The sequence below is a fragment of the Allosphingosinicella vermicomposti genome (genome assembly GCF_003012815.1).
GTDB lineage: Bacteria > Pseudomonadota > Alphaproteobacteria > Sphingomonadales > Sphingomonadaceae > Allosphingosinicella > Allosphingosinicella vermicomposti.
Window position 1 is genome coordinate 80610 of the sequence record NZ_PXYJ01000001.1, and the last position, 24469, is coordinate 105078.

The window sequence follows — 24469 nt, forward strand, 5'->3', positions numbered from 1 at the left end:
GATAAGAAGGGGGAGGATGACGATGCGTGTACTCGCTTTGATGCCGTTGCTTGTTCTGGCCGCCTGCACGGACAGTGCGGAGGCCGACCAGAAGGCCGCTGAAGCCGCTAAGGACAATCTGAAGCTGGAAGCGGGGCAGTGGGTGTTCGCCACCGAATTGACCGGCATCGACGCACTTGATGATGCTCCCAAGCCTGCGCTCAAGGGCGCGGTCGGCGACAAATCGGAAGCCGGCGCCTGCATCGCGGCTAACGAGGTTGCCCAGCCCCAGCCCGCCATCTTCGCGGGTGCCGACCTTGGCGAATGCGTGTATGAGAATCTGTACATGAAGCGCGGGCGCCTTAGCGGCACCTTGGGCTGCAAGATCGACGGGCTCGCAGGCAATATTCAGGTCAGCCTCGACGGCACCTACACCGCCACCACTTTGGACGTGTCGGCGCGCACCCAGACCTATTTGTCGGGCGATGGCGATGTCGCGATGACCCGCAAGATCGTGGGCAAGAAGGTTGCCGGCACTTGTACGCCCGAGAAGTCGGAAGAAACGCCGAAGGCCTGATCCACAAAAGCCCTCCCTCATCGCGGGGGGGGCTTATAGCGCCGTCACGTCCCAGGTCCGGCCGACCTCGGTCGTGACGAAGCCCTGCTCCGCCGCCCGGCCCTTCGTCCGCAGCGCGTTCAGCCGTTTTACCGGCTCATCGATTGGTTCGAACGTCAGCTGGAACGTGCCCCAATGTATGCCAAGGCCGCTCTTCGCGCCAAGTGTGCGATAGACGGCCATCGCTTCGTCCGGATCGAGATGACTATTCTTCATCGCTGCCCGGGGCGCGTAAGCTCCGATCGGCAGGATGGCGAGGCGATAGGGGCCGTGACGCGCTGCCTCCTTGACCCAGCTGCCATCGCCATAGCCGGTATCTCCTGCGAAGAAGACGTTGCCGCCCGGCAGCTTCACGGTGAAGGCCGACCAGAGCGCGCGATTGCGATCCACGCCCAGCGTGAACTCCAATGATGGTTGGGCTGGACGGTTACATCGATTGCGGCGCGACACGGCGCGATCGATGGATCGCAGGCATCGTTGATCCAATAACCGCCCCGCCAATCCATAGGCAGAGAGGGAATACCCACCCTTTTCAAGATCGTATCGTTTCCGGGACTCACGACAATCTGTGGCTTGTCCCGCTCCCACAGCCGCCTCAGAGTGGGAAGGTCCATATGATCATAATGATTGTGGCTGATGAGGACGAGGTCGATCTTTGGGAGATCGTCGAACCGAACACCCGGCGCTCGAACACGTTTGGGACCGAGGAATGAAACCGGCGACGCGCGCTCCGACCAGATCGGATCGGTCAGGATATTGAGTCCACCCGTCTGAATCAGCACCGTGGCATGGCCGATCCAGGTGACCTTCATCGCGTCCCCCTGAACACGGGCAGGCGGGATGGTCGGCGTCACTTGCACTTGTTCCGGCCAGGCGGCGCGGACCTCGCCGCCAACGCGGCCAAGGAAGAAGCCTGCGCTGGGGCTTTGGGGGCCACGCGGCGTATAGGCATTGAAAAAGCGCTCTCCGTCGAAATGGTCGCTTATTGGCCCGCGATAATAACGGAAATCGAGAAATGGCATCAAAAGCGTCGGCGCCCAGCAGAGCGCGATGATCGGAAACAGCAGGGCCGTGCCGAGCCCCTTCAGGATGCGGATCATGGCGCGGCGTCAGGGGAGGAGTGTGAAGCCCGCCGGCGCAGCGGTTTCAACATGGCCGTCATGATACATGTCCATGACGAGATCCATCTTGCCGGGCGCGGCGGCCTTGCAGTCGAGCGGGTAGAGATCGACGATCGTGCCATAAGCGCCGATGCCGCCCGAGGCGCGCGGGCCGGTGACCGGTTCCGATCCATCGACGCAGCGAAGCCGGGCAATATAGGCCCGTTCGCCTTCCGGACCGCCGACACGCACGGGATTGGAGAGGGTGCCAAGCGGATGAGAGGATGCTTCCGCAACGGCGCGCGTCAGCTCTTCATCGGACACGCCCATGCCAAGTTCAGCCAACAGTTTCTCGGGCGAGGGAGTGCTTTCGCTTGATGGCTTCTGGGCGAGCGCCGGGGCGCTCGATAGAATGGCAGCAAGGATCAGTGCACGCATGATGGCTCCCCCCATTGGATGGACTCACGCTCATGCTTAGCGTGATTTCGGGGGAGCGGGAACGGGGTCGCTAAACCTATTCAATCTAAACGTCATCCCGGCGAAAGCCGGGATCTCCTGCAGGATAAAGCCGGGATTTCCTGCAGAATAAGGCGCCTTATTGTCCTGAGATCCCGGCTTTCGCCGGGATGACGGTAAGGGTCGGGCTAGCAGAAGAGGACGCTCAAACGTCCGGATCGGCCTCGTAAGGCCGACCCGAAGGCTCCACGCCCTGCGGATGCGGAGCCGCCTGTTCGGCTGCGTCTTCGCCTTTACCCTTTTTCTCCTCGAGATGTTCGGGCACCTCGCCGTGGCGGGCCTCTTTGCTGGCAGGCAAGGGGTGCCCGCTTTTTGTGTCTCCGCTCATCGCCGGTCGTTCTGGTCTTCGTCCTGCGGGCGCTGCGCGGCCTCATCCTTGGGCACCGGGCCGCCAGCAGCCGATCCGCCACCGGCCATGGGATCGTCGTCATAATCCTCGCCGGGATTGTTGCCGCCAGCACCGGCGCCGGAGCCTGCAACCTTGCCGGTCTTGGGATCGAAAGAGGCGCGATGGCCGCGATCGTCCTCCCGATCCAGTGTATCCTGCGGACGTGCGGCATCGCCGGGTCGCTGATAGTCGGTCGATAGATTGCCATCGGGGCGGTTCATCATCGTCTCCTCAAATATGCAGCACGCGGCGAAGGCGCGCGACGACCGTATCGGGCGCGGGCAACACATGAATTTCCTCGACGCGCGTTTCGAACACGGTCTGGAACAACATCTTTTCCTGCTGCTGACGCTGCAGTTGCTCATCATAGAGGCCAGGGGCACGGCCCTGATGCTCGGATGGGGCGCCGGCCACAATGTCGTTGATCGTCATGGCCTTAAAACGCGGGCAGGCAATGGCCGTTCCGCACTTCGGTGAACGGTTGGCCCGACGGGACGAAAGCAGGAACGTCACGCGACGGCGGCACGTTCTTCGCGTTGTTACCCGGCAAACGGGGACGAGCCAATTGAAGGAGAAGAAGCCATGGCCAACCAGAACAAGTCTGGACGCCAGCAATCGCAAAAGCAGCAGGAGCAGCAGCAAAGCGGCCAATCCCGTCAGCAACAGGGCGAGAGCGGCAAGCAGCGGCAGGACCGCCAGCAGCAATAAGCTGCCTTTGCTTCTAAGGGAGCTTTTCCCGGAGGCGGATCGTTCGAAAGGACGGTCCGCCTTTTATATTGGCAAACGGGCGAGCTGTATTATATCAGTAGATCAGTTCGAAGAGCGAGGACGATATGGCGAAATCCGGCACGAAAACGAAGGACGGCAAGAAAGCCAAGGCCAAGTTGAAGGTTCCAAAGACGATCGCGGGCGTCAAAGTGCCCAAGAAAGTGCGAACGGCTGCCGATCCCGTTCTCCGAGCCGTTGAAAATCCGATCGTTGCCGAAATCGCCGCAGCCGCGCTCGTGGCCGCTGCGGGCGCGCTGACCGCAAAGAAAGCGGCGTCTTCGCCTAAGGTACGAGCGACGAAGGACCGGATTTTCGAAGCCGGCGATTCCCTTAAGGACGCACTGACGAACCTTGCCAATGACATGGCCGACCGTGCGATCACCGCGCTTGAGGGGATCGAAGAGCAAGTTAAGGCGCGCAAATCCGCGCCGCAGGGGGGAACCGACGCCAAAACGGACATCTGAGCATTGGAAGAGGATATCGCCCGGGCCGAGCGGGTCTTGGAAGGATATACAGGTATCGAGCGGTAGACTTCCTATGGCACGCCTGCGCTGAAGTTGGCAGCAAGCTTATGATCCGGGTTCACTCGGCGGGTATCCTCGTCCTCATGTGCGAAATTCCAGTGAAGGAGCATCTTCTGGGGTGCGGCCCCGGATGCCTTCTTCGAAACCGATCATTATAAGGGCTGGCCGACTGTGCTCATCCGGCTGGATGCGGTCGATGATGAGGCGCTACGCGCGCGGCTCCAGGCGGCCTGGCGGGAATGGGCACCGAAGAAAGTGGTGATGGCCCTCGATCAGGGCGACGGCTGAATCACCGGTCTTCCTTTGTCGGGTCGATAAGTAAAAGACAGCCTTTCGACAGTCTTAGGGCCAACGGTAAACCGAGCCGATATTGCATTTCCCACCCCGCTAGCCCTGAGCCTGTGGAAGGGCGTGTGCAATGCGCAATTCACACGGGCTTCGACAAGCTCAGCCCTAGCGGATGTAAGATAAAGAGGTGTTATGGAGGTAGGCTGAAGTCAGGCCGTTTCCATCTCAGCCGCGACCGTTTCTTCGATCCAGCCGCCACCCATGACCCGATCGCCATCATAAAGGACTGCCGCCTGCCCGGGCGCGACGCCATATTCGGGGGCGTCGAAATGGATGCTCTCGCCATCGAAGCGAGCCGGCGTGGGGCGGGCCATGGACCGCACCTTGGCGCTGTAACGGCCTTGTCCCTCGCCGCCGAGCCAGTTGATCTCTCCCAATCGCGCGGCACGAACGGCAAGCGCGCTCTTGGGGCCGACGATCACGCGGCGGCTCTCCGGCTCCAGCTTTACGACATAAAGCGGTTCCGGCTGCCCGCCGATTTCGAGACCCCGGCGTTGGCCGACCGTATAATGGATGAGGCCCTTATGGCGTCCAAGCACATTGCCCGCGCGGTCGACGATCTCGCCATCATCCTCAGCTTCCGGGCGCACCTTCTTCACGACCGAAGCATAATCGCCATTGGGCACGAAGCAGATGTCCTGACTGTCGGGCTTGTCGGCAACCGCGAGGGCCAGCTCCTTGGCGATTTCGCGTACCGCGCTCTTCGGCATATCGCCCAATGGGAAGCGCAGGAAGTCGAGCTGTTCCTGCGTCGTCGCAAACAGGAAATAGCTTTGGTCGCGGGCGGGATCGGCGCCGCGATGCAGTTCCGTGCGCTTCGGTCCGACTACGCGACGGACATAATGACCGGTGGCAAGGCAATCGGCGCCGAGTTCCCTGGCAAGCGAAAGAAGGTCGGTAAATTTCACGCCCTGGTTGCAGCGCACGCAAGGAATGGGCGTGCGGCCCTTCATATATTCGTCGGCGAAGCGGTCGATCACGCCCTCGCGGAAGCGGCTTTCATAATCGAACACATAATGGGCGATGCCAAGCCGGTCGCAGACCGTGCGGGCGTCGTAAATATCCTGGCCCGCGCAGCAGCTTCCCGGCTTCTGCACCGCCATGCCGTGATCGTAGAGCTGGAGCGTGACGCCGATCACCTCCGCCCCGGTGCGGGCGGCAAGCGCGGCCACGACAGACGAATCGACCCCGCCCGACATGGCGACGACGATCCGCGCCTCGTTGGCCGGACGGCTAAGCTGGAAATCCGCTGTCATGACGGGCGCATATAGGACGATGAAGGCGCTTCGCACAGTCCCGCTTCGGGACGGACGGCTTAAAAGCTTTATGCGGCGTTTACCGAATCGTCATTCTCCCGAACCTAGCCTTCCGACTCATGGACATGACACCCCACAGACGTCCGCGCCTCAAGGCGGCCGATCGGCAGAGCGCGCTCGACTATCCGATGCTCGTTGCCCTGCTCAACGCCGCGCAAGGAAGCGGGCCCGCCGCTTTCGCTCCGGTTATTGATGGCGGGGAACCGACACCTGCTGCGGCAGAGGATTGCTTTGTCGACCTGATCGAGGGCGGCCCGGCCTGGCGCCGCGCGATCCTAGGCCAAGGTGGCTCGTTCAACCGCGATGTTGCGGAACGGGAGATCGATCCCCCGCAGCCGTGAAGGGAATATTTACTTCCCGCAATTACGAGTTTCGTGCCGCTGCCCCACGGCGGTGCGTTCAAAAAGGGAGAAAGCCCGGTGTCGCGGGCTCATTGAGGCAGCAATGATCGAGAACCAGAAAATCCGCCCCGCTCAGGTCATCGGGCCGCTCGGCGAGCCGCTGACCGTCGATACGCTGCCGCCGCGTTCCACCACGCGCTGGGTGGTTCGCCGCAAGGCGGAAGTCGTTGCGGCGGTGAATGGCGGTCTCCTGTCCATCGACGAAGCATGCGAACGATACGGCCTGACATTGGAGGAATTCGCGACCTGGCAGCGCGCCGTCGATCGCGCGGGAATGGCAGGCCTTCGTGTCACCCGCATCCAGCATTACAAGTCGCTTTACGAGCGGCAGAGGCGCGCCTGACAGGACGCGCCGCCGCGCCTTTCGCTCCTTTCCCGAAACAATCCGCGATTTGAGTCGTTTCCCGATCGCTCCGCCGCCTCAAGAAACAGCGGCGGGCGGGGAGGAACAAGCGCGGCACTGGCGCGTCTTGCCCTTCACATCGCCGACAGAATCACCCGGTTCACCGGCGCAAAAAAGGGAAAGGAGACCATCAATGGGTATCATTCTTTGGCTCATCATCGGCGGCATTATCGGCTGGTTGGCCAGCATCATCATGCGTACGGACGCACAGCAGGGCATCCTGTTGAACATCGTCGTCGGCATCGTCGGCGCATTTATCGGCGGCCTTATTATCTCCGGCGGCTCGATCAACAATGCGCCGCTGAAGCTCACCTCGTTCCTGGTGTCGTTGCTCGGCGCGGTTATCCTGCTCGCAATCGTCAACCTTTTCCGTCGCGGCCGCGTGCGCTAATCGCCGCAGCTTGATGGCTTGAAAAGGGCCGCTCCGGATCGTCCGGAGCGGCCCTTTTCGTTGTGCGGCTAAGGACAGCCGACTTCACTTACTGCAGTTCGAAACTGACTGAGAGCGTGACGTTCACCGCCTGCTCGCCCGGATCGATCTTGGCGGCACTTCCCGCGTCGCGGGCTTCGGCTACGGCGTAAGGCATCGGTGCCGGGCGCGCCGCGCCCATTTCGCTCACCGACAGGATCCGCCCGACACGCTTGCCCATGGCGCGAGCATAGAGATCGGCGCGGGCGCGGGCTTTGGCGAGAGCGTCGGTGCGCGCTTCGTCCATTGCTTCATCTTCCTTGTCGATCATCAGCGTCGGACCGTTGATCTGGTTCGCCCCTTGAGCGACCAGGGCGTCGAGAATCTGGCCGGTCTTGGCAATATCGCGGAACCGGACGCTCACATCCGTGCTGGCACGATAGCCGGTGAGTTGCGGCGGCTGATTGTCCTGATAGCGATAATCGGGATTGAGGTTGAGGCTGCTCGTCTGGATGTCCCGATCGGCGATGCCCGCTCGTTTCAGGGCAGCACGCACCTTGTTCATTGCGGCCGCATTCTGGCGAATGGCGTCGCTGGCGGTCGGCGCTTGGGTCACCACACCGGTGCTGATCCGGGCGATGTCTGGCACCCGGGTGACTTCCCCGGTCGCCACCACGTCCAGCCGGGTGCCGTCGATTGGACGGATAGCAGCCGCGTCCTGCGCGGCCACCGGGGCTGCGGCGGGGATCAGCGCAATGGCGGAAGCAAGGGTGAGCAGTCGAATCATCTTGGTCTCCAAAACTGTTTCTTCACCGCAACGACGGCGGCTTCACCAACGCGTCTATCGGTGCATTGTTGCTGAATGGCAAAGACAGCTGAAGTTCATCTTCGAATAGCAAAGTCGATGGAAAATCGTGCCTTATCGGTGTATGGCGCGCGTCCAGCATGGTCGGGTTCCCGCAAACATAATTCCGGCTTGAGGCTGGTGCCTTATTGAGATAATACAGCCAGACGCGGCAGCAGCCGTGCGACCTTTGGGAAAGACAAGAAGATGAATATCGAAGCGGCTCAATGGCGTCGTGATGCTCTTTCGGGCGGGGAGTATAGCGAGGATGAGATCATCATCCGCAACCGCCGCCGCCGCACGATCATCATCGCAAGCGTGATCGCGCTGCTCGTCATCGTCGCTGCCGTCTTCGCTTTTTCGGGCGGATCGGAAGAAAAGGCCGCCGGGCCCGCCGTCAAGGGGCAGTCGGGCGCAACACCGCGTGTCACCGTGATCGTGCCGGGCCGTCAGCAGGTTGCCCGCCTCATTTCCGCGACCGGCACGCTCGCCGCGCGCCGCGATATGCCGGTGGGCGTGTCGGGCGAAGGCGGCACCGTTACGCGCGTCCTCGTCGAACCGGGCCAGTGGGTGGGCGCCGGTCAGACGCTCGCCATCATCGAACGTTCGGTTCAGACGCAGCAGGCGCAGCAGCTCGCTGCCCAAATCGACGTCGCCCGCGCCGACGCCGCATTGGCCGCCAATGAATTGAAGCGCGCACAGGCGCTTGTCGCCCGCGGCTTCGTGTCTCAGGCCGACATCGACCGCAAACAGGCGACGTTGAACGCCGCCAATGCTCGCGTCCGCGTCGCCCAGGCGCAACTCGCCGAAACCCGCGCACGCATCGGCAAGCTCGATGTGACAGCGCCCGCCGCCGGCCTTGTACTCGATCGCATGGTCGAGCCGGGGCAGGTCGTCAGCGCTGGTTCCGGAGCCCTATTCCGCATCGCCATGGGTGGCGAGATGGAAATGCTCGCTCGCCTGTCTCAGGAAGATCTGACGCGCCTTTCCGTGGGCGTTCCTGCCAGCGTCACGCCCGTCGGCTCCACGCAAACGGTGTCCGGTTCGGTTTGGCAAGTGTCCCCGGTTATCGATCCGCAGACGCGTCAGGGCGAAGCGCGCATTTCGATCCCCTATAACAAGGGAATCCGCCCGGGCGGATTCGCCTCCGCGGATATCCGCGCGGGCGCGGTCGACGCGCCGCTGCTCCCGGAATCGGCGGTGCAGAGCGACGACAAGGGCAATTTCGTCTACATCGTCGACAATAATAACAAGATTGTCCGCCGCGACGTGCAGATTGGCGACGTGTCGGATGCGGGCGTCGCCATAACCGGCGGCCTTCAGGGCAATGAGCGGGTCGTCCAGTCGGCCGGCGCATTCTTGAACCCCGGCGATACCGTCCAGCCCGTCCGCGCGACGGCCAAACGTTAAGGCGATCCGACATGAGCTTCCGCAACATATCGGCTTGGGCGATCCGGAACCCGGTTCCCTCGCTTGTCCTGTTCGTGGCCCTTACTTTGGCCGGCTTGATCAGCTTTTCGCGGATGGAGGTGCAGAACGATCCGGACATCGATTTTCCGGTTGTTATCGTTGCGATCTCTCAGCCCGGAGCGGCGCCGACGGAGCTTGAGAACCAGATCACGCAAAAGGTCGAAGCCGCCGTCCGGTCGCTCCCCGGTATCGAGGAAATCAATTCAAATGTCACCGAAGGCAGTTCGACAACGGTGATCCAGCTCGCGATCGGAACGCCGATCGACCGCTCGGTGAACGACGTTCGCGACGCAGTGACCCAGATAAGGGGGCAGCTGCCAGAAGGGATTTTGGAGCCGCAAGTGTTTCGCGTCGATACGACGGATAATGACCTTGCGAGCTTCACCGTTGTCTCGACCAGTATGACGCTCGAGCAATTGAGCTGGTATGTCGACAATACGGTCACGAAGGAATTGTTGTCGGTTCCGGGCATGGCGGGCGTCGACCGGACCGGCGGCGTCAATCGCGAAATTCGCGTTATCCTCGATCCCGCCAAGTTGCAGGCCCAGGGTCTGACGGCCAGCCAGGTCAACCAACAGCTTCGCCAGGTGAACCTTAACGCCGCGGGCGGGCGGGCCGAAATTGCGGGGTCTGAGCAGTCGGTCCGCGTGCTCGGCAATGCCGCCGACGCCTTCGCGCTCAGCGAGACCCAGATCTCGGTAGGCGGCGGTCGAACGGTGAAACTCGGCGACATCGCCGACGTGCGCGATCTTTACGCCGAGCAACGTTCTTATGCCACGCAGGACGGCCAGCAAGTGCTGGCTTTCAGCTTCCAGCGCGCGAAAAATGAATCCGACGTGTCGGTCTATGACGGTGCGATGGAAAAGCTGAAAGCGCTCGAAAAGCGCAACCCGGATGTTCAGTTCAAGCTCATCTTCGACAATGTGAAATATGCCAAGGAGCAATATCACAGCTCGATGATGGCCATGATCGAGGGCGCCGTGCTGGCGGTTCTCATCGTATTCCTCTTCCTCCGCGATTGGCGCGCGACGATCATCTCGGCCCTCGCCATTCCGCTCTCGGCTATTCCCGCTTTCTGGTTCATGGAAATGATGGGCTTCACGCTCAACACCATGACATTGCTCGCGCTTTCGCTGGTGGCCGGCGTGCTGGTCGACGACGCGATCGTGGAGATCGAAAATATCGTCCGGCATATGCGCATGGGCAAATCGGCCTATCAGGCGTCGATAGAGGCAGCGGACGAGATTGGCCTCGCGGTGCTCGCCACTACCATGTCGATTGTCGCGGTATTCTTCCCGGTCGGTCTGATGCCCGGCGTGGCGGGCCAGTTCTTCAAGAATTTCGGCTTCACCGTGGTCGCCGCAGTCTTGATGAGCCTTGCCGTCGCACGCCTTATCACCCCCATGATCGCCGCGTACTTTTTGAAGTCGAAGGGCCATCAGTCGCATGGTGAGGGCAAGGCCATGGACTGGTATATGGCCGTTCTTCGCTTCACACTGAAGCATCGCTGGACGGCGGTCGTCGGCGGGATTGTGGCGCTCCTTCTGACGGTCGGCACATTTGCGATGCTTCCGCAAACCTTCCAGCCGGAAACCGATCAGGATCGTTCGACGGCCTCTATCGAAATGGTTCCCGGCAGCACGCTCGTGCAGACCGGAGCTGTTGCGCGTCAGGTCGCCAACTTGCTGAAGCAGCAACCGGAGGTGGAGTCGACGTTCACGCGAGTGTTCGTCGGCAGCGCCAATGTCACTGCCATCTATAAGGAAGACAAGACGCGCACGAGTATCGAGTTCGAACGGGCGATTGCGCCGCAACTCGCAAACATTCCCGATGCGCGTGTATCCTTCCGCTCCCAATTTGGCGGCGGTCGCGACATCATGGTCACCTTGGGAAGCGATGATCCCGTCAAGCTTCAGGAAACGGCGAACAAGCTGGTTCAGGAAATGGCTTCGGTTCCGGAAGTCGTGGCACCCCGGGTAAATGGCGATCTCCAGCGACCCGAAATCACCATTCGGCCCCGTCTTGACCTTGCGGCCGAGCTCGGCGTGACGACTGGCGCACTCAGCAGCGCTATCCGCATCGCGACCTTGGGCGACATCGATCAGAACAGCGCAAAATTCTCGCTGTCCGATCGCCAGATCCCGATCCGCGTGTCGCTCAATGAAAACGCTCGTTCGCGTTTGTCGACGATCGAAAACCTGCCAGTGCCGACGACGGCGGGTGGCTCGGTCCCCCTGAAGCTTGTCGCTGACATCGGCTTCGGCGCAGGTCCGACCCGGATCGATCGCATGAACCAGATGCGCCGCGTCACCATAGGGGCCGATCTCGCCCCCGGTATGGTGAGCGGCCAGGCATGGGCGAAGATCAATCAGCTGCCGACCATGAAAAATCTGCCGCTTGGCGTAAATCAGGTCGTGTCGGGCATGCAAAAGTGGCAGTCGGAACTGATCCAGAGCTTTATCGTCGCGGTCATCTCCGGCATCTTCATGGTCTTCGCGGTGCTCGTCCTGCTCTATAAGCGTCTGATGCCACCGCTCGTGAACCTTGGATCTTTGTTGCTCGCCCCCCTTGGCGGCACCTTGGCACTGCTCGCAACGGGCAACCCGGTTTCTCTCCCCGTCTATATCGGCATCCTCATGTTGCTCGGTATTGTCGCGAAGAACTCCATCCTCCTCATAGATTTCGCGCTTGAGGAAATGGAGAAGGGCGTCGACAAAATGACGGCGATCCTGGACGCTGGCCACAAGAGAGCGCAGCCGATCGTCATGACGACGGTCGCAATGGTCGCCGGCATGGTGCCCACGGCATTGGCTCTGTCTGGCGATGGTGCCTGGCGTGCGCCTATGGGGATCACCGTGATCGGCGGCTTGTTACTCTCGACGGTGCTCACACTGGTGCTTGTCCCGGCGCTCTTCTCTCTCGCTCTCGGTTTTGAGAAACGCTTGGCCCGCCATGGTCGGAAGCTCCTCACTTATAAAGGGCCAGAGGATCACGGGCCATCCGTTCAGCCCGCGGAATGAACCAAAAGGCCGGACGGGCGATATAGGGGCATGACTGCGCCTCGCCCGTCCGGCCCCGTTCGCCTTCTTCATCCCATGCAAGGCGGCGCGCCCAACATGCGGATCATGGCGACCGGCATGCTGGTTGCGATGGCCGCTTTGTTTCTGCTCGCCACGTCGATGAAGGATGCGCACCCCGCTTGGAGTTTCGTAAAGGCCTTTGCCGAAGCCGCGATGGTCGGGGGCCTTGCCGATTGGTTCGCGGTGACGGCGCTCTTCCGCCATCCGCTCGGCCTGCCCATCCCACATACGGCGATCATCCCGCGCAACAAAGATCGGATCGGCGACACGCTCGCCGCCTTCCTCAAAACCAACTTCCTCACCCCCTCCGTCGTCGCGCGGCGTATGCGCGGCGTCGATGTGGCGGGCGCGATCGGTCGCTTTCTTACCGATCCGCCGCGTGAGGAGGGGCGCCTGCGCGAAGGTGCATCCCGCCTCATAGTCGATATCTTGGAATCGCTCGATCAGGAGCGGCTGGGCGGCATGGTGAAAAGCGCCATTTCCTCGCGCATCAAGACGCTGCAAGTGTCGCCCGTTCTCGGTCAATCGCTGGAAGCGGCGATGGACGAAAATCGGCACGTGCCCGTTCTCGACAGCATCGTCACCTGGGCCGGGCGGACGCTAGACGCCAATGAGGATGTGATCCGCCAGATGGTGCACGAGCGCGCGGGCTGGGTGATGCGCCTCGCCGGCATTGACGATCGCCTCGCGGATTCGATCATCGATGGCCTGCGCCGCCTCACCATCGATATGGCGGTCGATCCTGAACATCCCTTGCGTCAGAGCGCGGAAGAAGGGCTGGCCAGGCTCGCCCAGAACCTGCGTACCGATCCCGAGACCCAGGCGAAGGTCGAGGAAATGAAGAACAATATCGTCGAAAATGACGCTGTCGGCGACTGGATGGACGGCCTGTGGGAAAATGGCCGCGCGGCGCTGCTTAAAGCCGCTCGCGACCCCGATGCGGCGTTGGCTGGCAAGTTCGGCGACGCGCTCCGCCAGCTCGGTCAAACGCTACAGGAAGATGCGCGCCTCAAGGCCGCGATCAATCAATTCGCCCGCCGGGCCCTTGTCGGCATCGTCGCGACTTATGGCAACGGCATCGTCGCTCTCGTGTCCGAAACCGTGCGCAGTTGGGATGCGCGCACCATCACTGGCCGCCTGGAAGGCGCGGTCGGCCGCGACCTTCAGTATATCAGGATCAACGGTACGCTTGTCGGGGGCCTGGTCGGCCTGCTCATTCACGTCGCCGAAACGACGCTGTGAGGGCCTAAAAGAAGTCCACTTTGTCGTAATGAGCAGGTGGCGAGATCACTTCCATCCGTTCGCCCAGGAAGGCCCGGAAACTCGGCCGAGACTTCATTACCGAATACCAGTCCGTCGTCTGCTTGTGACCGCGCCAATCAATGCCGCCCAGATAATCTGCCACCGACAGGTGCGCCGCTGCCGCGAGATCGGCGAGGCTCAGCACCGGACCCGCAAGCCAGCGGCGGTGATCGAGCAAATAATCGAGATAATCGAGATGCGCGTTCGCGACCTTCATCGCCTCGCGCAGTACGCGCGTATCCGGCGGATCGCGGGTGACGAGGCGCTTCGTCATGCGCTCTTCCAAAAGAGGCGCGACCACCTCTCCATAAAGGCGCCCGTCGAACCAAGCGACGAGACGACGGACTTCGGCGCGCTGAGCAGCGGTCCCCGGGATCATCGGCGACTTTTCAACCGTCTCTTCGAAATATTCGCAGATCGCGCCGCTATCGATGAGGCTGATGCCCTTGGTGGGTTCGACCAGCACCGGCGTTTGCCCCGCCGGGTTCATATCGACAAATTCATCGCGCTTCATCCATGGGGATTCGCGCACCAGCTCGTGCCCCACGCCCTTTTCGCCCAGCAGAAGGCGAACCTTGCGGGAAAATGGACAAAGCGGAAATTGATAGAGTTGCCACATGCGCGCTCTTCTTTAGCGAAGACGCGAAATCAGTCCACTCTTCGCCGCGACTTTATCGGCGGCTGGGGAGATCCCGTACCGCATCATCGACATCGCGGCCCAAATCCTCGAGCGAGCGGCGAAGACGCGGCGTAAGGATTGTAATATCAGTCATGATATCGCCCATGTCGGTTACGGCACCGTAAACCGATCGGCGCATCCGATCCTCGAAATAAGGATCGTCGCGCCCGGCCATATCGCGAAGCGTGCGGTCACGGGGGCCGCGGGCACCCGGATCGATCGCTTCGACAACGCCGCCTATTTCTATATCCATCATTGCGGACATGACCCGGCCGATCATGTCGCTGACATCCGCCATCTCTCCGGGCGTCGGGAGCGCGCGCACGATCTCGTCGTCACGGGAATCATGATATTGGGCCGCCGCCGGCGCTGCCGCGAGGAGAAAAACAGGGGCAAGAAACAACAGTCGCATCAAGCTTCTCCACATCAATCGCCTGAAAACGCATGCGAAATATGTGGGTCGCCTTAAAGCTTGGGGATGAGCCCCCGCTGAACGCTCAGCTGACCGGAATGTCTTCCGCGTCCAATGGAGTTTCATCCTCCATCCCGGGCTCAGGCAGCTCGTCCACCGGCACATAGCTTTCGTCGGCCGGCTCCTCCAGCACATCCATCATTTGCTGCTCGATCAGGCTGTCTTGCGTTTCTTCCGGGCGCTTCGGTGGCGGTGGCAGGTGTGCGGTCGCCTCCTCAACCTTCTTCATCATACCGGGCATCGCCTCCATCATCATCGGCGCATAGCTTTGCATCGAAGCGATGATCTCCGGGTCTTGCATGATGGTCATCATGTCGCGGGCATATTTGGCGCCCGTCGGGGTCTTGAAAAATGTGTTCAGATCCGTGAGTTCGCTGCTGGTAAAGCGGCGCGCATAGGCCTTTGCCAGCCCGTCGCGGAGCGTGGGCTCCATCGCGCTGAACAGGACGGCCATTTCGTCATTCATCACCTTGATGCCGATCCGCATCCTTTCCTCGAAATGCGGATCCGCCGCCCGTGCCTGATCGCCCACGGTCGCGTCAGGATCGATGCCGTCGGTCGGCTGGCCGTCCATCTTGGCCATGTCCGCGGCCGACATGCCTAATGCGCCAGCCAGGATCTGATCCATCATGCCGTCCGCGCTTTCCTTCATCATGCGCGACGCCGTGCCGAGCGGCCAAACTTGCTCGACCACTTGCTGCGCGATTTCCAGACGCGCCGGATCGACCGCAGTTTCAGCCGCGGGCGCAACGTTCCCCGGCTCAGCCTGAACGATAGGCGTTGCCAAAGCGATGGCGGCAGCGATGGTGATCATGATGGTACTCCCACTGGCCTGCCTGCGCTCCGGACGCAGCAGGAAAACAAGTCAAGCTCAGCGCAGCGTCAGCCAGACGAGCGCCGCGCTGCCGATGACAATGCGATACCAGGCGAAGGGTGCGAAGCCGTAACGCGATACGACGGCGACGAAAGCCTTTACAACCGCCAACGCCACGACGAAGGCCGTGACGAAGCCGATGGCGATGCCCTGCAGGTCTCCCGCCGACAGCAGATCGCGATTCTGGTAGAGATCGTAGGCGGTTGCCGCGATCATCGTCGGCACGGCGAGGAAGAAGCTGAATTCCGCCGCGGTCTTGCGCTCGACGCCCATTAGCAAAGCGCCCATGATCGTCGCGCCCGAACGGCTGACGCCGGGGATCATGGCAAGACATTGCACAATGCCGATCGCCAGGGCCGATTTTGCGGGCATCGTCTCGACGCTGTGGATGCGAACGGCCTTCACCATCCGCTCGATAAGGAGGATGAGGATGCCGCCGACGATCAGCGCCACCGCGACGATCTCCGGCGTCTCCATCAATGCGCGGATGCTCTTATAGGCGACGACGCCGATCACCATGGCGGGAAGGAAGCCGAGCAGGATGTTGCGGGTGAAGGCGATCGATCCGCCTTCGCGCGCGGCAAGGCCAATCGTCACCTTCCAGAAGCGGTCGCGATAGGCGAGGAGGACGGCGAGGATCGCACCCAGCTGGATCGCGATCTTGAAGGTCTTCGAGGCTTCACCCTCAAAACCGAGCAACGCGCCTGCGAGGATAAGATGGCCGGTCGAGGAGACGGGCAGGAATTCCGTTAGCCCCTCGATAAAGCCGAGCAGGATGTACGTTAGGATATCGGTGGTCATAAAAATGGCCGCGCGTCAGTAAGGCGATTTGGCGGCGAAGCGACCGTGGCGGCGATAGGCGGTGAGCCAGCCTTCGGTCACGGCGGCAAGCGGCGTCGGCGTGATGCCCAGCGCCTTCAGGCCTTTCGCGCCGTCGCTCACGACATTGTCGCGCGTCAGCATCAGCCATTGATCCCAGGTAATCGGCGCGCCCGGCAGCCAGCCCACCGCGCGGGCCATCAGGCTCCCCGCTGCATCCGGAATATCGGCGATATGATGGTCGCGGCCCGTCTGGCGCGCGATGAACTGGTTCAATTCCAGCATCGTCATGACCTGCGGCCCGCCAATCTCGTAGGTTTGCCCGGCGTGGGCGCCCGGATCGGTGATGGCCGCACAAACCGCGCGGGCGACATCGCCGACGAACACCGGTTGAAGGCGCGAAGCGCCACGAATGACCGGAAGCACCGGCAGCCACCCCATGCGCGCAAAACGGTTCACGAAATTGTCCTCGCGGCCGAACACCACGGACGGGCGCAGGATTGTCGCATTGGGGAAAGCGGCACGAACGGCCTCTTCGCCCTTGCCCTTGGACCGGCCATAAGCGGACGGGCTTTCAGGATCGGCGCCGATGGCGGACATATGAACAAGGGTTTTTACACCCGCTTCCGCCGCCGCACGGGCGATGTTCGCGGCACCGTCCATGTGAAAGGCTTTAAAATTACCCTTGAGGATGCCCACCAGGTTCACGACCGCTTCCGATCCCTGCAGCGCACGGGCCACGGAATCCGGCTTGCGGATGTCGCACGCGACGAACTGGGTTTGGCCAAGGCCACCAAGCGGCTTCAGATACCAGGCCTGTTTAGGATCGCGCTGCGCGATTCGGACGCGCCATCCGGCTTTCAGCAAGCCCTGCGTGACATAACGGCCGATAAAGCCGCCGCCTCCGAATACAGTGACCAGACGGTCCATTTTACGCCTTCCTTTGCAGCCTTGGAGCGATTTTGTCCCCTTGCCCGCTCGTCTCTCGATTGACAAGCGCCCCGCGCGCCCGCTAAGCGCGCCGCCTACCCCGTGCCCAGATGGCGGAATTGGTAGACGCACCAGCTTCAGGTGCTGGCGCTCGCAAGGGCGTGGAGGTTCGAGTCCTCTTCTGGGCACCATTTTCCTGACATCGATGAATCGCGTCGGCGCGAGACGCCAAAGCGCAATTGCGCTTGGCATGGCGAATCCGGCTGCTTAAAGGGCGCCGTGAGGGCGGTATTTCTGCCCTCGGCATGACGTGCCGGTACCGGGAACGCAGGAGGGCGGTCTTTTCGCCTGATCTGAGGCTATCCCTGTAACTGTGAGCGGTGAGTGTGTTGCGCCGGCGGCTTCCTTTTCGGAAAGGCCGCGGCCACTGGGCAAAGGCCCGGGAAGGCGTGCAGCAGACGATGACCCGCGAGCCAGGAGACCGACCGGCGCATGTCGCTCTCGCTTTGGCTCAGGGATTGGCCGGGGCACGGGACTTCTCGTTCGAGCGACGAATGAGTGCGGCGTGGGCCGCACGGACGACCGGCGGGCCTTCACGTCCGTTCGCCGGTGCGCCCGGCCGCGCGCGCTGCGCGGATGCCCCACGCCGATGTCGCACGGACGTTTGGGGGACAGTCCCGATGAAAAATTTGCTTTACGCTTCCACTGCCGCGATCGCGGGTTCACTGATCGCCGCGCCCGCCCTCGCTGAGGAAGGCGACATCATCGTCACCGCGACGCGCGATGGCGACGGCATCGACCGCAATACATATGGCGGCTCCGCCACCATCATCGATGAGGAAGCGTTGGAGCGCCGGCAGGCGCGGACGATCGCTGACGTGCTGCGCGACGTGCCGGGCCTCGCGGTCAGCCCGATTTCGGGTTTGGCGCAAGTCCGTATGCGGGGCGCGGAGGGCAATCACACGCTGGTCCTTATCGACGGTATCGAGGTTTCCGATCCTTATTATGGCGAGTTCGACTTCGGAACGTTGATCGTCGACGATGCCGCGCGGATCGAGGTGCTGCGCGGGCAACAGGGTGCGCTATATGGGTCCGACGCAATTGGCGGCGTCATTCACTACATCACGGCGAGCGGAGCAGAGGCGCCTGGCTATCGCTTCCGCGCGGAAGCGGGATCGTTCGGCACGTTCAATGCCGGTGCGCGCGCTGGGGGCGTTGCGGGCGATTTCGATTATGCCGCGACGGCGACGCTGGCCAGCACGGAAGGCACGTCGGACGCGCGGGGCGGCGATCGCGATCTGGCCCGCCTCAGCCTCGCCGGTACGGTGAAGCTTGGCTGGTCCCCCACCGACACTCTCCGCCTGAGCGCGGTAGGCCGTTATGCCCGGACGGAGGCGGACTTCAACGGCACGGATTATGATCCCGCCAGCCCGACTTTCGGTTTCACGATCGATACGCCCGGCACCTATTTCAACAATGAAGCCTGGTATGGCCTGGTCCGCGCCGAATTTGCCGCGATCGACGGACGGTGGACCCACGATCTGTCCGCGCAGATTGCCGATACGGAGCGCAAGGGCACGGAATATTTCACGCCGTCTTATGGCGATGAAGGGCAGCGAACCAAGGCGTCCTATGTGACCGCTTTCCGGTTCGGCACCGGCGCCGTGCAGCACCGCCTGACAGCCGCAGCCGATCTGGAGCGCGAGGAATACCGGAACACCGATCCAACCGGCTATGCCTTCACCGGCAAGCGCCACACGGACAATCTCGGCCTTGTCGGACAATATGATCTGACCATCGGCGATAATGCTGCGATCGGCGCTGCGATCCGCCATGACGACAATGACCGGTTCCGGAATGCGACGACCTACCGGGTTCAGGGCAGCTATGCCTTCGCGTCCGGCACGCGGGTGCGCACAGCGGCCGGGTCCGGCATCAAGAATCCGGGCTTTAACGAACTCTACGGTTATGTGGATGGCCGCTATACCGGCAATCCGGACCTGGATCCGGAGCGGTCGGAGGGCTGGGAAATTGGTGTCGAGCAGAGCTTTGACGGCAATCGCTCGCGCATCGGCATTACTTATTTCGACACTGTGCTGACGGATGAAATCTATACCGTCTATCTTCCTCCGGAATATGAGGCCTCACCCGCCAACCGCGATACCAAATCGAAGCAGCGCGGCATCGAACTGTTCGGGGAAGCGCGCATTGGCGAAGCATGGCGGATCGACGCGGCCTATACCTACACAAGTGCCCGCGAAGATGGCGACAAGGAGGTGCGCCGCGCGCCGCATATCGCCAGCCTGAATGTCGGTTGGCAGGCGCCGGACGATCGGGGCGGCGCAAATCTCACCGTCCGTTACAATGGCAAGCAGGACGATGTCACTTATGCGCCCGATTGGTCGCCCCGCACGGTGACGCTGGACGACTTCGTCCTCGTCAACCTCGCGGCGGAATGGAAGCTGACGAACGCCTTGTCCGCATTCGGCCGGATCGAGAATCTGCTCGACACGGACTATGAGGAACTCTTCAGCTACCGCAGCCCGGGCCGCGCCGCTTATGCGGGCGTGAAGGCGCGCTTCTGATACCGGGCGGTGACTGGGGGAGGCTTAGCTCTCCCAGCCACCGCCAAGCGCCAGGAACAGGGCGATCTGGTTGGTGGAGAGCTGCGCTTCCGATTGGGCGAGCAGGGCTTCGGTCTGGGCGAGCTGGCGTTCGGCGTCGAGAACGATCTGGAAGCTCTCCCGCCCCGCCTGATAGCGCAGACGCGCGATGCGGGCGGCTTCGGCGCCATTGTCGCGAGCGCGGCGGAGGGTTGCGACACGGTCCAGCTCATTGGCGTAGAGGGTGAGGGCGCTTTCGGTCTCGCGAAGGGCATTGAGCCAGGTGCCGTCGAATTCGGCGAGCGCGCCTTCGGCAGAGGCTTCGGCCTGAGCGACGCGTGTCTTGGCGGCGGCGATGTTCGGGAAGCTCCACGAGATGAGCGGGCCGATGCCGAACCGGAAGGCCGAGCTTGAGGCGATGTCGCCGATCGAGGTCGCGGTGGAGCCGATCGATCCGCCGATGCTGATGCTCGGATAGAGATCGGCGGTGGCGACACCGACGCGGGCCGTGGCGGCGGCGAGGCGGCGCTCGGCGGCGCGGATGTCCGGACGACGGGCGAGCAGGGTCGCACCGTTGCCGACGGGGATCGGGCTGGTCAGGACCGGCGGGGTTTCGCACGACGCGACCTCTGCCGGGAACTCGGCGGGTGGGCGTCCGGTGAGGACGGCAAGGCGGTAGAGCGCGGTGCGGCGCGCGGCTTCCAGCGTGGGGATAGCGGCGCGGGTCTGCTCGAGGAGCGAACCTGCCTGCGCGGTGTCGAGGCCGGTGGCGCGGCCCCCTTCGAACAGGCGGCGGGTGAGGTCGAACGTCTCTTCCTGCAAGGACACGGTGCGGCGCGCGACGGCGAGCTGCTGGCCCGCGCTGCAAGCGTCGGCATAGGCACGGGTCGTCTCGGCGGCGACCGTGATGCGGGTGAAATCGTAGGCGGCCTGGACGGCGTCCACATCGGCGCGGCCCGCCTCGATGGCGCGGCTGATCCGGCCGAAGAGGTCGACCTGATAGCCGACGTCGAGGCCGACATCGTAGATCTCGCCCTCTATGGGCCCCTCGCCATTGCCCGGGGTGCGGGCGTAGCTAGCCGAGGCGGAGAGGTCCGTCGAGGGCAGGCGGCCGGTGCGGGCTTCGCGGAGGACCGCGCGGGACCGGGCCAGATTGGCGGCGGCGACGCGGAGGTCGGTGTTGGCGGTGAGCGCCTGTTCTACGAGGGAATCGAGGGTCGGATTCCCATAGAGACTCCACCATTTTCCGGCCGGTTCGTCGCCGGTGAAAGTTGGCGACTGGGCCGCGGAGAAGGGTGTCTGGGCCGGGGCGGCGGGGGCAGGCGAACGATAGTCCGGGCCGACGGCGCAGGCCGAGAGGGCCAGAAAGCTGAGGCCGGTGAGGAGCTTGGAGGTCATCATGCGGCCCCTCCCTGGGGCTCTGCGGAAGTTGGCGGATGTTTACGCGCGCGGGCGCGATAGTCGGCGAAAGAGATGCCAAGCTTGCGCGCGAGGACGTAGAAGAGTGGCGTGAAGATGAGGCCGAAGATGGTGACGCCGAGCATGCCGAAGGACACGGCGGTGCCCAAGGCCTGCCGCATCTCCGCGCCAGGGCCCACCGCGATGGCGAGCGGGATCACGCCGAAGATGAAGGCGAAGCTGGTCATCAGGATCGGACGGAGACGCGAGCCCGCGGCCTGAACGGCAGCTTCGAACCGGTCCTTCCCTTCTTCGTCTTCCGCCTGCTTGGCGAATTCGACGATGAGGATCGCGTTCTTCGCGGCCAAAGCGACGAGCACGACGAGGCCGATCTGCGTCAGGATATTATTGTCCTGACCCCGGATATTCACGCCGAGCAATGCGGCGAGGATACACATGGGGACGATCAGGATGACTGCCAAAGGCAGCGTCAGCGCTTCATATTGTGCGGCGAGGACGAGGAAGACGAACACGACCGCAAGCAGGAAGACGAGCGTGGCGGTATTGCCCGCCGCCTGCTCCTGATAGGCGAGGCCCGTCCATTCATAGCTCATGCCCTGCGGAAGGGTCTGCTGTGCGAGGCCTTCCATCGCCTGGATGGCGGCACCCGACGACACGCCCGGCGCGGCCTGGCCCTGAAGCTCGACCGCCGGGAACATGTTGTAGCGGACGACGCGCGCCGGGCCGCTGTCGTAACGAAGGGCCGCGACGGCGGAGAGCGGGACCATCTGGCCCGAGGCCGAACGCACCTGCAGACGGCCGACGTCCGAGAGATCGTCGCGGGCCGACGGTTCGGCCTGCGCGGTCACGCGGAAGGTGCGGCCGAGCATGTTGAAGTCGTTGACGTAGGTGGAGCCTAAATAGGTGCCCAAAGCCTCGTAAACCTGCGCGGGCTGCACGCCCAGGATCTGCGCCTTTTCACGGTCCACGTCCGCGGCGATGCGGGGCGAGCCGGTGTTGAATAGGCTGAAGACCTGGGTGACTTCCTTCATCTGGGACGCGCCGCCCATCATCGCGAAGGTCGCCCCTTCAAGCGCCTTGTAGCCCTGACCCGAGCGGTCCTGCAGCATCATCGTGAAGCCGCTGCCATTGCCGAGGCCCGGCACGGCGGGCGGCGCGATGAAGAAGACGTTGGCATTTTCGATCGAACCCGCAATCTTGCCGGTGAGCATCTGCGAGAGTTCGTTCGCGCTCATGCCCTCGCCCTTGCGCTCTTCGAAATCGGAGAGCTTCAGGAACATGGTGCCTGCGTTCGATGCCTGCGAGAAGCTGGCGCCGTCGAGGCCTGCGAAGGAGGCGGCGGTGACGATGCCGGGCGTGTCGAAGGCGATCGATTGTGCCTTGTTCAAAACCTCCGTCGTGCGTTCGAGCGAGGAGCCCGGCGGCAGTTGGACGACGCCGATCAGGAAGCCCTGATCCTGTTCGGGAATGAAGCCCGTCGGCGTGTCGGCAAGGCGCCAGCCGGTGAGCGCGAGGAGGCCCGCATAGACGACCAGCATGATCGTGGTCAGGCGGATCAGTTTGGCGGTCCACTTGCCGTAGCGGTCGGAAAGCCAGTCGAAACCCTGGTTGAACTTGGCGCCGGCCTTCTTGACCGGACGCATCCAGCGCGGCCCTTCATCTTCGTGATCGCCTTCCTTGTGCGGCTTCAGGAGAAGCGCGGCCATGGCGGGCGAAAGAGTGAGGGACACAAGAAGCGAGATGATCGAGGCCGCGGCGATCGTCACCGCGAACTGGCGGTAGAAGATGCCGGGAATACCCGACACGAAGGCGGTGGGCACGAACACGGCGGTGAGCACGAGCCCGATGGCGATGAGAGCCCCGGACACTTCGCGCATCGTGCGATGGGCGGCCTCGCGAGGGGATAGGCCTTGACGAATATGCTTTTCCACCGCTTCGACCACCACGATTGCGTCGTCGACGACGATGCCGACGGCGAGGACGAGCGCGAAGAGCGACAGCGAGTTGATCGAGAAGCCCAGGGCGAGCTGCGCGGCGAAGGTGCCGACGAGCGCGATCGGAATGGCGATGATCGGGATAACCGCGGCGCGCCACGTCTGGAGGAAGACGATGACGACGAGCATGACGAGCACGACGGCTTCGAGCAGGGTTTCCTGCACCGCTTCCACCGACGCCGCGACATATTCGGTCGGATTGTAGGGGATGGAATAAGTGACGCCGGGCGGGAGTTCCTTGGATGCGGCTTCCATCTCGTTCAGGACCAGTTCCGCAGCATCAAGTGCGTTGGAGCCGGGCTGCTGGATGATCGCGAGCGCGACGCCGCGCTTGCCGCCGAACTGCGCCTCGATCCCGTAATCTTGCGAGCCGAGCTCCACCCGTGCGACGTCGCGAAGGCGGGTGATCGCGCCGGTTTGCGGATCGGTCTTCAAGACCACATCGGAAAATTCGGCCGGGTCGGAAAGGCGGCCCTGTACCTGCAACGGCACTTCGAAGGCGGGGTTGCCGGTGGCGTAAGGCGGTTGGCCGACGGCACCGGCAGCGACCTGCACATTCTGGGTGCGAAGCGCCGAGACGATTTCTCCAGCCGTCAAGTTGCGGGCGGCGGCGCGGTCCGGATCGATCCAGACGCGCATGGAATAATTTCCGCCGCCGAACACCTGGACGCCGCCGACACCTTCGAGGCGGAGCAGGCGATCGCGAAGGTTCGAATTGGCGTAATTGCCGACATAATCGACGTCGAGATTGGGATCGTCCGAGGTCAGGGCGACGATCATCAGGAAGCCGGTCGACTGCTTGGCGACGGTGACGCCGACCTGGCGCACCTGTTCGGGCAGGCGCGGTTCGGCAAGGGCGACGCGGTTTTGCACCAGCACCTGCGCGGCATCGAGATCGGTGCCGGGCTTGAAGGTGATGGTGATACCGACGGCGCCGGACGTCGAAGACGAGCTCATGTAGAGCATGTTTTCGACGCCATTAATTTCCTGTTCGAGCGGCGTTGCCACGGTTTCGGCGAGCGTTTCGGAGGACGCGCCCGGATAGGCCGCGTTGACGGTGATCGTCGGCGGCGCGATTTCCGGATATTGGGCGAGCGGCAGCTGCGGATAGGCGAAGGCGCCGATCAGCGTGATGAACACCGCGATAACCGATGCGAAGATCGGCCGTTCGATGAAGAAGCCTGAGATATTCATGGCTTAGGCCTGCTCAAGAGA

25 protein-coding genes, 1 tRNA gene and 1 riboswitch are annotated in these 24469 nt (G+C 62.9%); of the genes, 11 read left to right on the forward strand and 15 right to left on the reverse strand.

The features are described from left to right. Positions 1 to 16: 16 nt before the first annotated feature. Entirely contained in the window at positions 17 to 556 is a 540-nt protein-coding gene (locus C7I56_RS00385) for a DUF3617 domain-containing protein (protein ID WP_158702929.1), read from the forward strand. A gap of 33 nt (positions 557 to 589) precedes the next feature. On the opposite strand, the gene C7I56_RS12665 is transcribed toward C7I56_RS00385, so the two are convergent. From C7I56_RS12665 to C7I56_RS00410, 6 genes are all read right to left on the reverse strand, one after another. After that, positions 590 to 985: an MBL fold metallo-hydrolase gene (locus tag C7I56_RS12665; RefSeq protein WP_158702930.1), complete on the reverse strand. Its 396-nt coding sequence runs from the start codon at positions 983 to 985 to the stop codon at positions 590 to 592. Continuing rightward, positions 946 to 1695: an MBL fold metallo-hydrolase gene (locus C7I56_RS12670; protein WP_106638593.1), complete on the reverse strand. Its 750-nt coding sequence runs from the start codon at positions 1693 to 1695 to the stop codon at positions 946 to 948. Before C7I56_RS12670 ends, C7I56_RS12665 begins: the two co-directional genes overlap by 40 nt. A gap of 9 nt (positions 1696 to 1704) precedes the next feature. Then, a complete protein-coding gene (locus tag C7I56_RS00400; RefSeq protein ID WP_106638594.1) occupies positions 1705 to 2133 on the reverse strand; it encodes a hypothetical protein in 429 nt (142 codons plus the stop codon). Between the two features lie 223 nt (positions 2134 to 2356). Then, the gene (locus tag C7I56_RS12205) at positions 2357 to 2509 is read right to left on the reverse strand and encodes a hypothetical protein (protein WP_158702931.1); all 153 of its coding nucleotides are present in this window, start codon (positions 2507 to 2509) and stop codon (positions 2357 to 2359) included. 26 nt (positions 2510 to 2535) lie between these two features. After that, positions 2536 to 2823 (reverse strand): hypothetical protein, encoded by a 288-nt coding sequence (locus tag C7I56_RS00405; RefSeq protein ID WP_106638595.1) that lies wholly within the window; start codon positions 2821 to 2823, stop codon positions 2536 to 2538. Between the two features lie 7 nt (positions 2824 to 2830). Further along, on the reverse strand, positions 2831 to 3031 hold the full coding sequence (locus C7I56_RS00410) for a hypothetical protein (protein ID WP_106638596.1): 201 nt from the start codon (positions 3029 to 3031) through the stop codon (positions 2831 to 2833). Between the two features lie 150 nt (positions 3032 to 3181). On the opposite strand from C7I56_RS00410, the gene C7I56_RS12675 reads away from it, so the two are divergent. Together C7I56_RS12675 and C7I56_RS00415 are read left to right on the forward strand one after the other, a co-directional pair. Then, positions 3182 to 3307 (forward strand): hypothetical protein, encoded by a 126-nt coding sequence (locus tag C7I56_RS12675; RefSeq protein ID WP_280951936.1) that lies wholly within the window; start codon positions 3182 to 3184, stop codon positions 3305 to 3307. Positions 3308 to 3432: 125 nt separating this feature from the next. Beyond that, positions 3433 to 3831: a hypothetical protein gene (locus C7I56_RS00415; protein ID WP_106638597.1), complete on the forward strand. Its 399-nt coding sequence runs from the start codon at positions 3433 to 3435 to the stop codon at positions 3829 to 3831. 557 nt (positions 3832 to 4388) lie between these two features. On the opposite strand, the gene mnmA is transcribed toward C7I56_RS00415, so the two are convergent. Continuing rightward, positions 4389 to 5495, reverse strand: coding sequence for a tRNA 2-thiouridine(34) synthase MnmA (gene mnmA, locus C7I56_RS00420; protein WP_106639550.1), 1107 nt, complete (start codon positions 5493 to 5495; stop codon positions 4389 to 4391). 119 nt (positions 5496 to 5614) lie between these two features. Here mnmA and C7I56_RS00425 point away from each other — a divergent pair, with 119 nt between their 5' ends. The 3 genes from C7I56_RS00425 to C7I56_RS00435 all read left to right on the forward strand — a co-directional run bounded on the left by C7I56_RS00425 (position 5615) and on the right by C7I56_RS00435 (position 6750). Beyond that, entirely contained in the window at positions 5615 to 5896 is a 282-nt protein-coding gene (locus C7I56_RS00425; protein ID WP_106638598.1) for a hypothetical protein, read from the forward strand. A 103-nt stretch (positions 5897 to 5999) separates the two neighbouring features. After that, a complete protein-coding gene (gene sciP / locus C7I56_RS00430; RefSeq protein WP_106638599.1) occupies positions 6000 to 6299 on the forward strand; it encodes a CtrA inhibitor SciP in 300 nt (99 codons plus the stop codon). Between the two features lie 193 nt (positions 6300 to 6492). Further along, positions 6493 to 6750, forward strand: a complete 258-nt coding sequence (locus C7I56_RS00435) for a GlsB/YeaQ/YmgE family stress response membrane protein (protein WP_106638600.1) — start codon at positions 6493 to 6495, stop codon at positions 6748 to 6750. An 88-nt stretch (positions 6751 to 6838) separates the two neighbouring features. Here C7I56_RS00435 and C7I56_RS00440 read toward each other — a convergent pair whose 3' ends face one another. Beyond that, on the reverse strand, positions 6839 to 7555 hold the full coding sequence (locus C7I56_RS00440; protein WP_106638601.1) for an SIMPL domain-containing protein: 717 nt from the start codon (positions 7553 to 7555) through the stop codon (positions 6839 to 6841). 264 nt (positions 7556 to 7819) lie between these two features. Between C7I56_RS00440 and C7I56_RS00445 the strand changes: the two genes are divergently transcribed. Genes C7I56_RS00445 through C7I56_RS00455 form a run of 3 tightly spaced genes read left to right on the forward strand, consistent with a single transcriptional unit; the run spans position 7820 to position 13404 of the window. After that, a complete protein-coding gene (locus C7I56_RS00445) occupies positions 7820 to 9022 on the forward strand; it encodes an efflux RND transporter periplasmic adaptor subunit (RefSeq protein WP_106638602.1) in 1203 nt (400 codons plus the stop codon). Between the two features lie 11 nt (positions 9023 to 9033). Then, a complete protein-coding gene (locus C7I56_RS00450; RefSeq protein WP_106638603.1) occupies positions 9034 to 12102 on the forward strand; it encodes an efflux RND transporter permease subunit in 3069 nt (1022 codons plus the stop codon). Positions 12103 to 12132: 30 nt separating this feature from the next. Next, positions 12133 to 13404 carry a DUF445 domain-containing protein gene (locus C7I56_RS00455; protein ID WP_425352353.1) on the forward strand — a complete coding sequence of 424 codons (1272 nt, stop codon included), beginning with the start codon at positions 12133 to 12135 and terminating at the stop codon, positions 13402 to 13404. Positions 13405 to 13408: 4 nt separating this feature from the next. On the opposite strand, the gene C7I56_RS00460 is transcribed toward C7I56_RS00455, so the two are convergent. The 5 genes from C7I56_RS00460 to C7I56_RS00480 all read right to left on the reverse strand — a co-directional run bounded on the left by C7I56_RS00460 (position 13409) and on the right by C7I56_RS00480 (position 17238). After that, on the reverse strand, positions 13409 to 14083 hold the full coding sequence (locus C7I56_RS00460) for a glutathione S-transferase family protein (RefSeq protein ID WP_106638604.1): 675 nt from the start codon (positions 14081 to 14083) through the stop codon (positions 13409 to 13411). Between the two features lie 52 nt (positions 14084 to 14135). Beyond that, positions 14136 to 14555: a hypothetical protein gene (locus C7I56_RS00465; RefSeq protein WP_106638605.1), complete on the reverse strand. Its 420-nt coding sequence runs from the start codon at positions 14553 to 14555 to the stop codon at positions 14136 to 14138. Between the two features lie 85 nt (positions 14556 to 14640). Further along, on the reverse strand, positions 14641 to 15429 hold the full coding sequence (locus C7I56_RS00470) for a DUF2059 domain-containing protein (RefSeq protein WP_106638606.1): 789 nt from the start codon (positions 15427 to 15429) through the stop codon (positions 14641 to 14643). A gap of 57 nt (positions 15430 to 15486) precedes the next feature. Further along, entirely contained in the window at positions 15487 to 16290 is an 804-nt protein-coding gene (locus C7I56_RS00475; RefSeq protein WP_106638607.1) for an undecaprenyl-diphosphate phosphatase, read from the reverse strand. 15 nt (positions 16291 to 16305) lie between these two features. Further along, entirely contained in the window at positions 16306 to 17238 is a 933-nt protein-coding gene (locus tag C7I56_RS00480) for a complex I NDUFA9 subunit family protein (RefSeq protein WP_106638608.1), read from the reverse strand. Between the two features lie 104 nt (positions 17239 to 17342). On the opposite strand from C7I56_RS00480, the gene C7I56_RS00485 reads away from it, so the two are divergent. Together C7I56_RS00485 and C7I56_RS00490 are read left to right on the forward strand one after the other, a co-directional pair. Further along, positions 17343 to 17429: transfer RNA gene (locus C7I56_RS00485), tRNA-Leu, on the forward strand. Positions 17430 to 17535: 106 nt separating this feature from the next. Continuing rightward, positions 17536 to 17742: riboswitch (cobalamin riboswitch) on the forward strand. 176 nt (positions 17743 to 17918) lie between these two features. Next, positions 17919 to 19823: a TonB-dependent receptor plug domain-containing protein gene (locus C7I56_RS00490; protein WP_106638609.1), complete on the forward strand. Its 1905-nt coding sequence runs from the start codon at positions 17919 to 17921 to the stop codon at positions 19821 to 19823. A 24-nt stretch (positions 19824 to 19847) separates the two neighbouring features. Here C7I56_RS00490 and C7I56_RS00495 read toward each other — a convergent pair whose 3' ends face one another. Both C7I56_RS00495 and C7I56_RS00500 read right to left on the reverse strand, forming a co-directional pair. After that, positions 19848 to 21242: an efflux transporter outer membrane subunit gene (locus tag C7I56_RS00495; RefSeq protein ID WP_106638610.1), complete on the reverse strand. Its 1395-nt coding sequence runs from the start codon at positions 21240 to 21242 to the stop codon at positions 19848 to 19850. Further along, the gene (locus C7I56_RS00500) at positions 21239 to 24448 is read right to left on the reverse strand and encodes an efflux RND transporter permease subunit (RefSeq protein WP_106638611.1); all 3210 of its coding nucleotides are present in this window, start codon (positions 24446 to 24448) and stop codon (positions 21239 to 21241) included. Before C7I56_RS00500 ends, C7I56_RS00495 begins: the two co-directional genes overlap by 4 nt. Positions 24449 to 24469 lie beyond the last annotated feature (21 nt).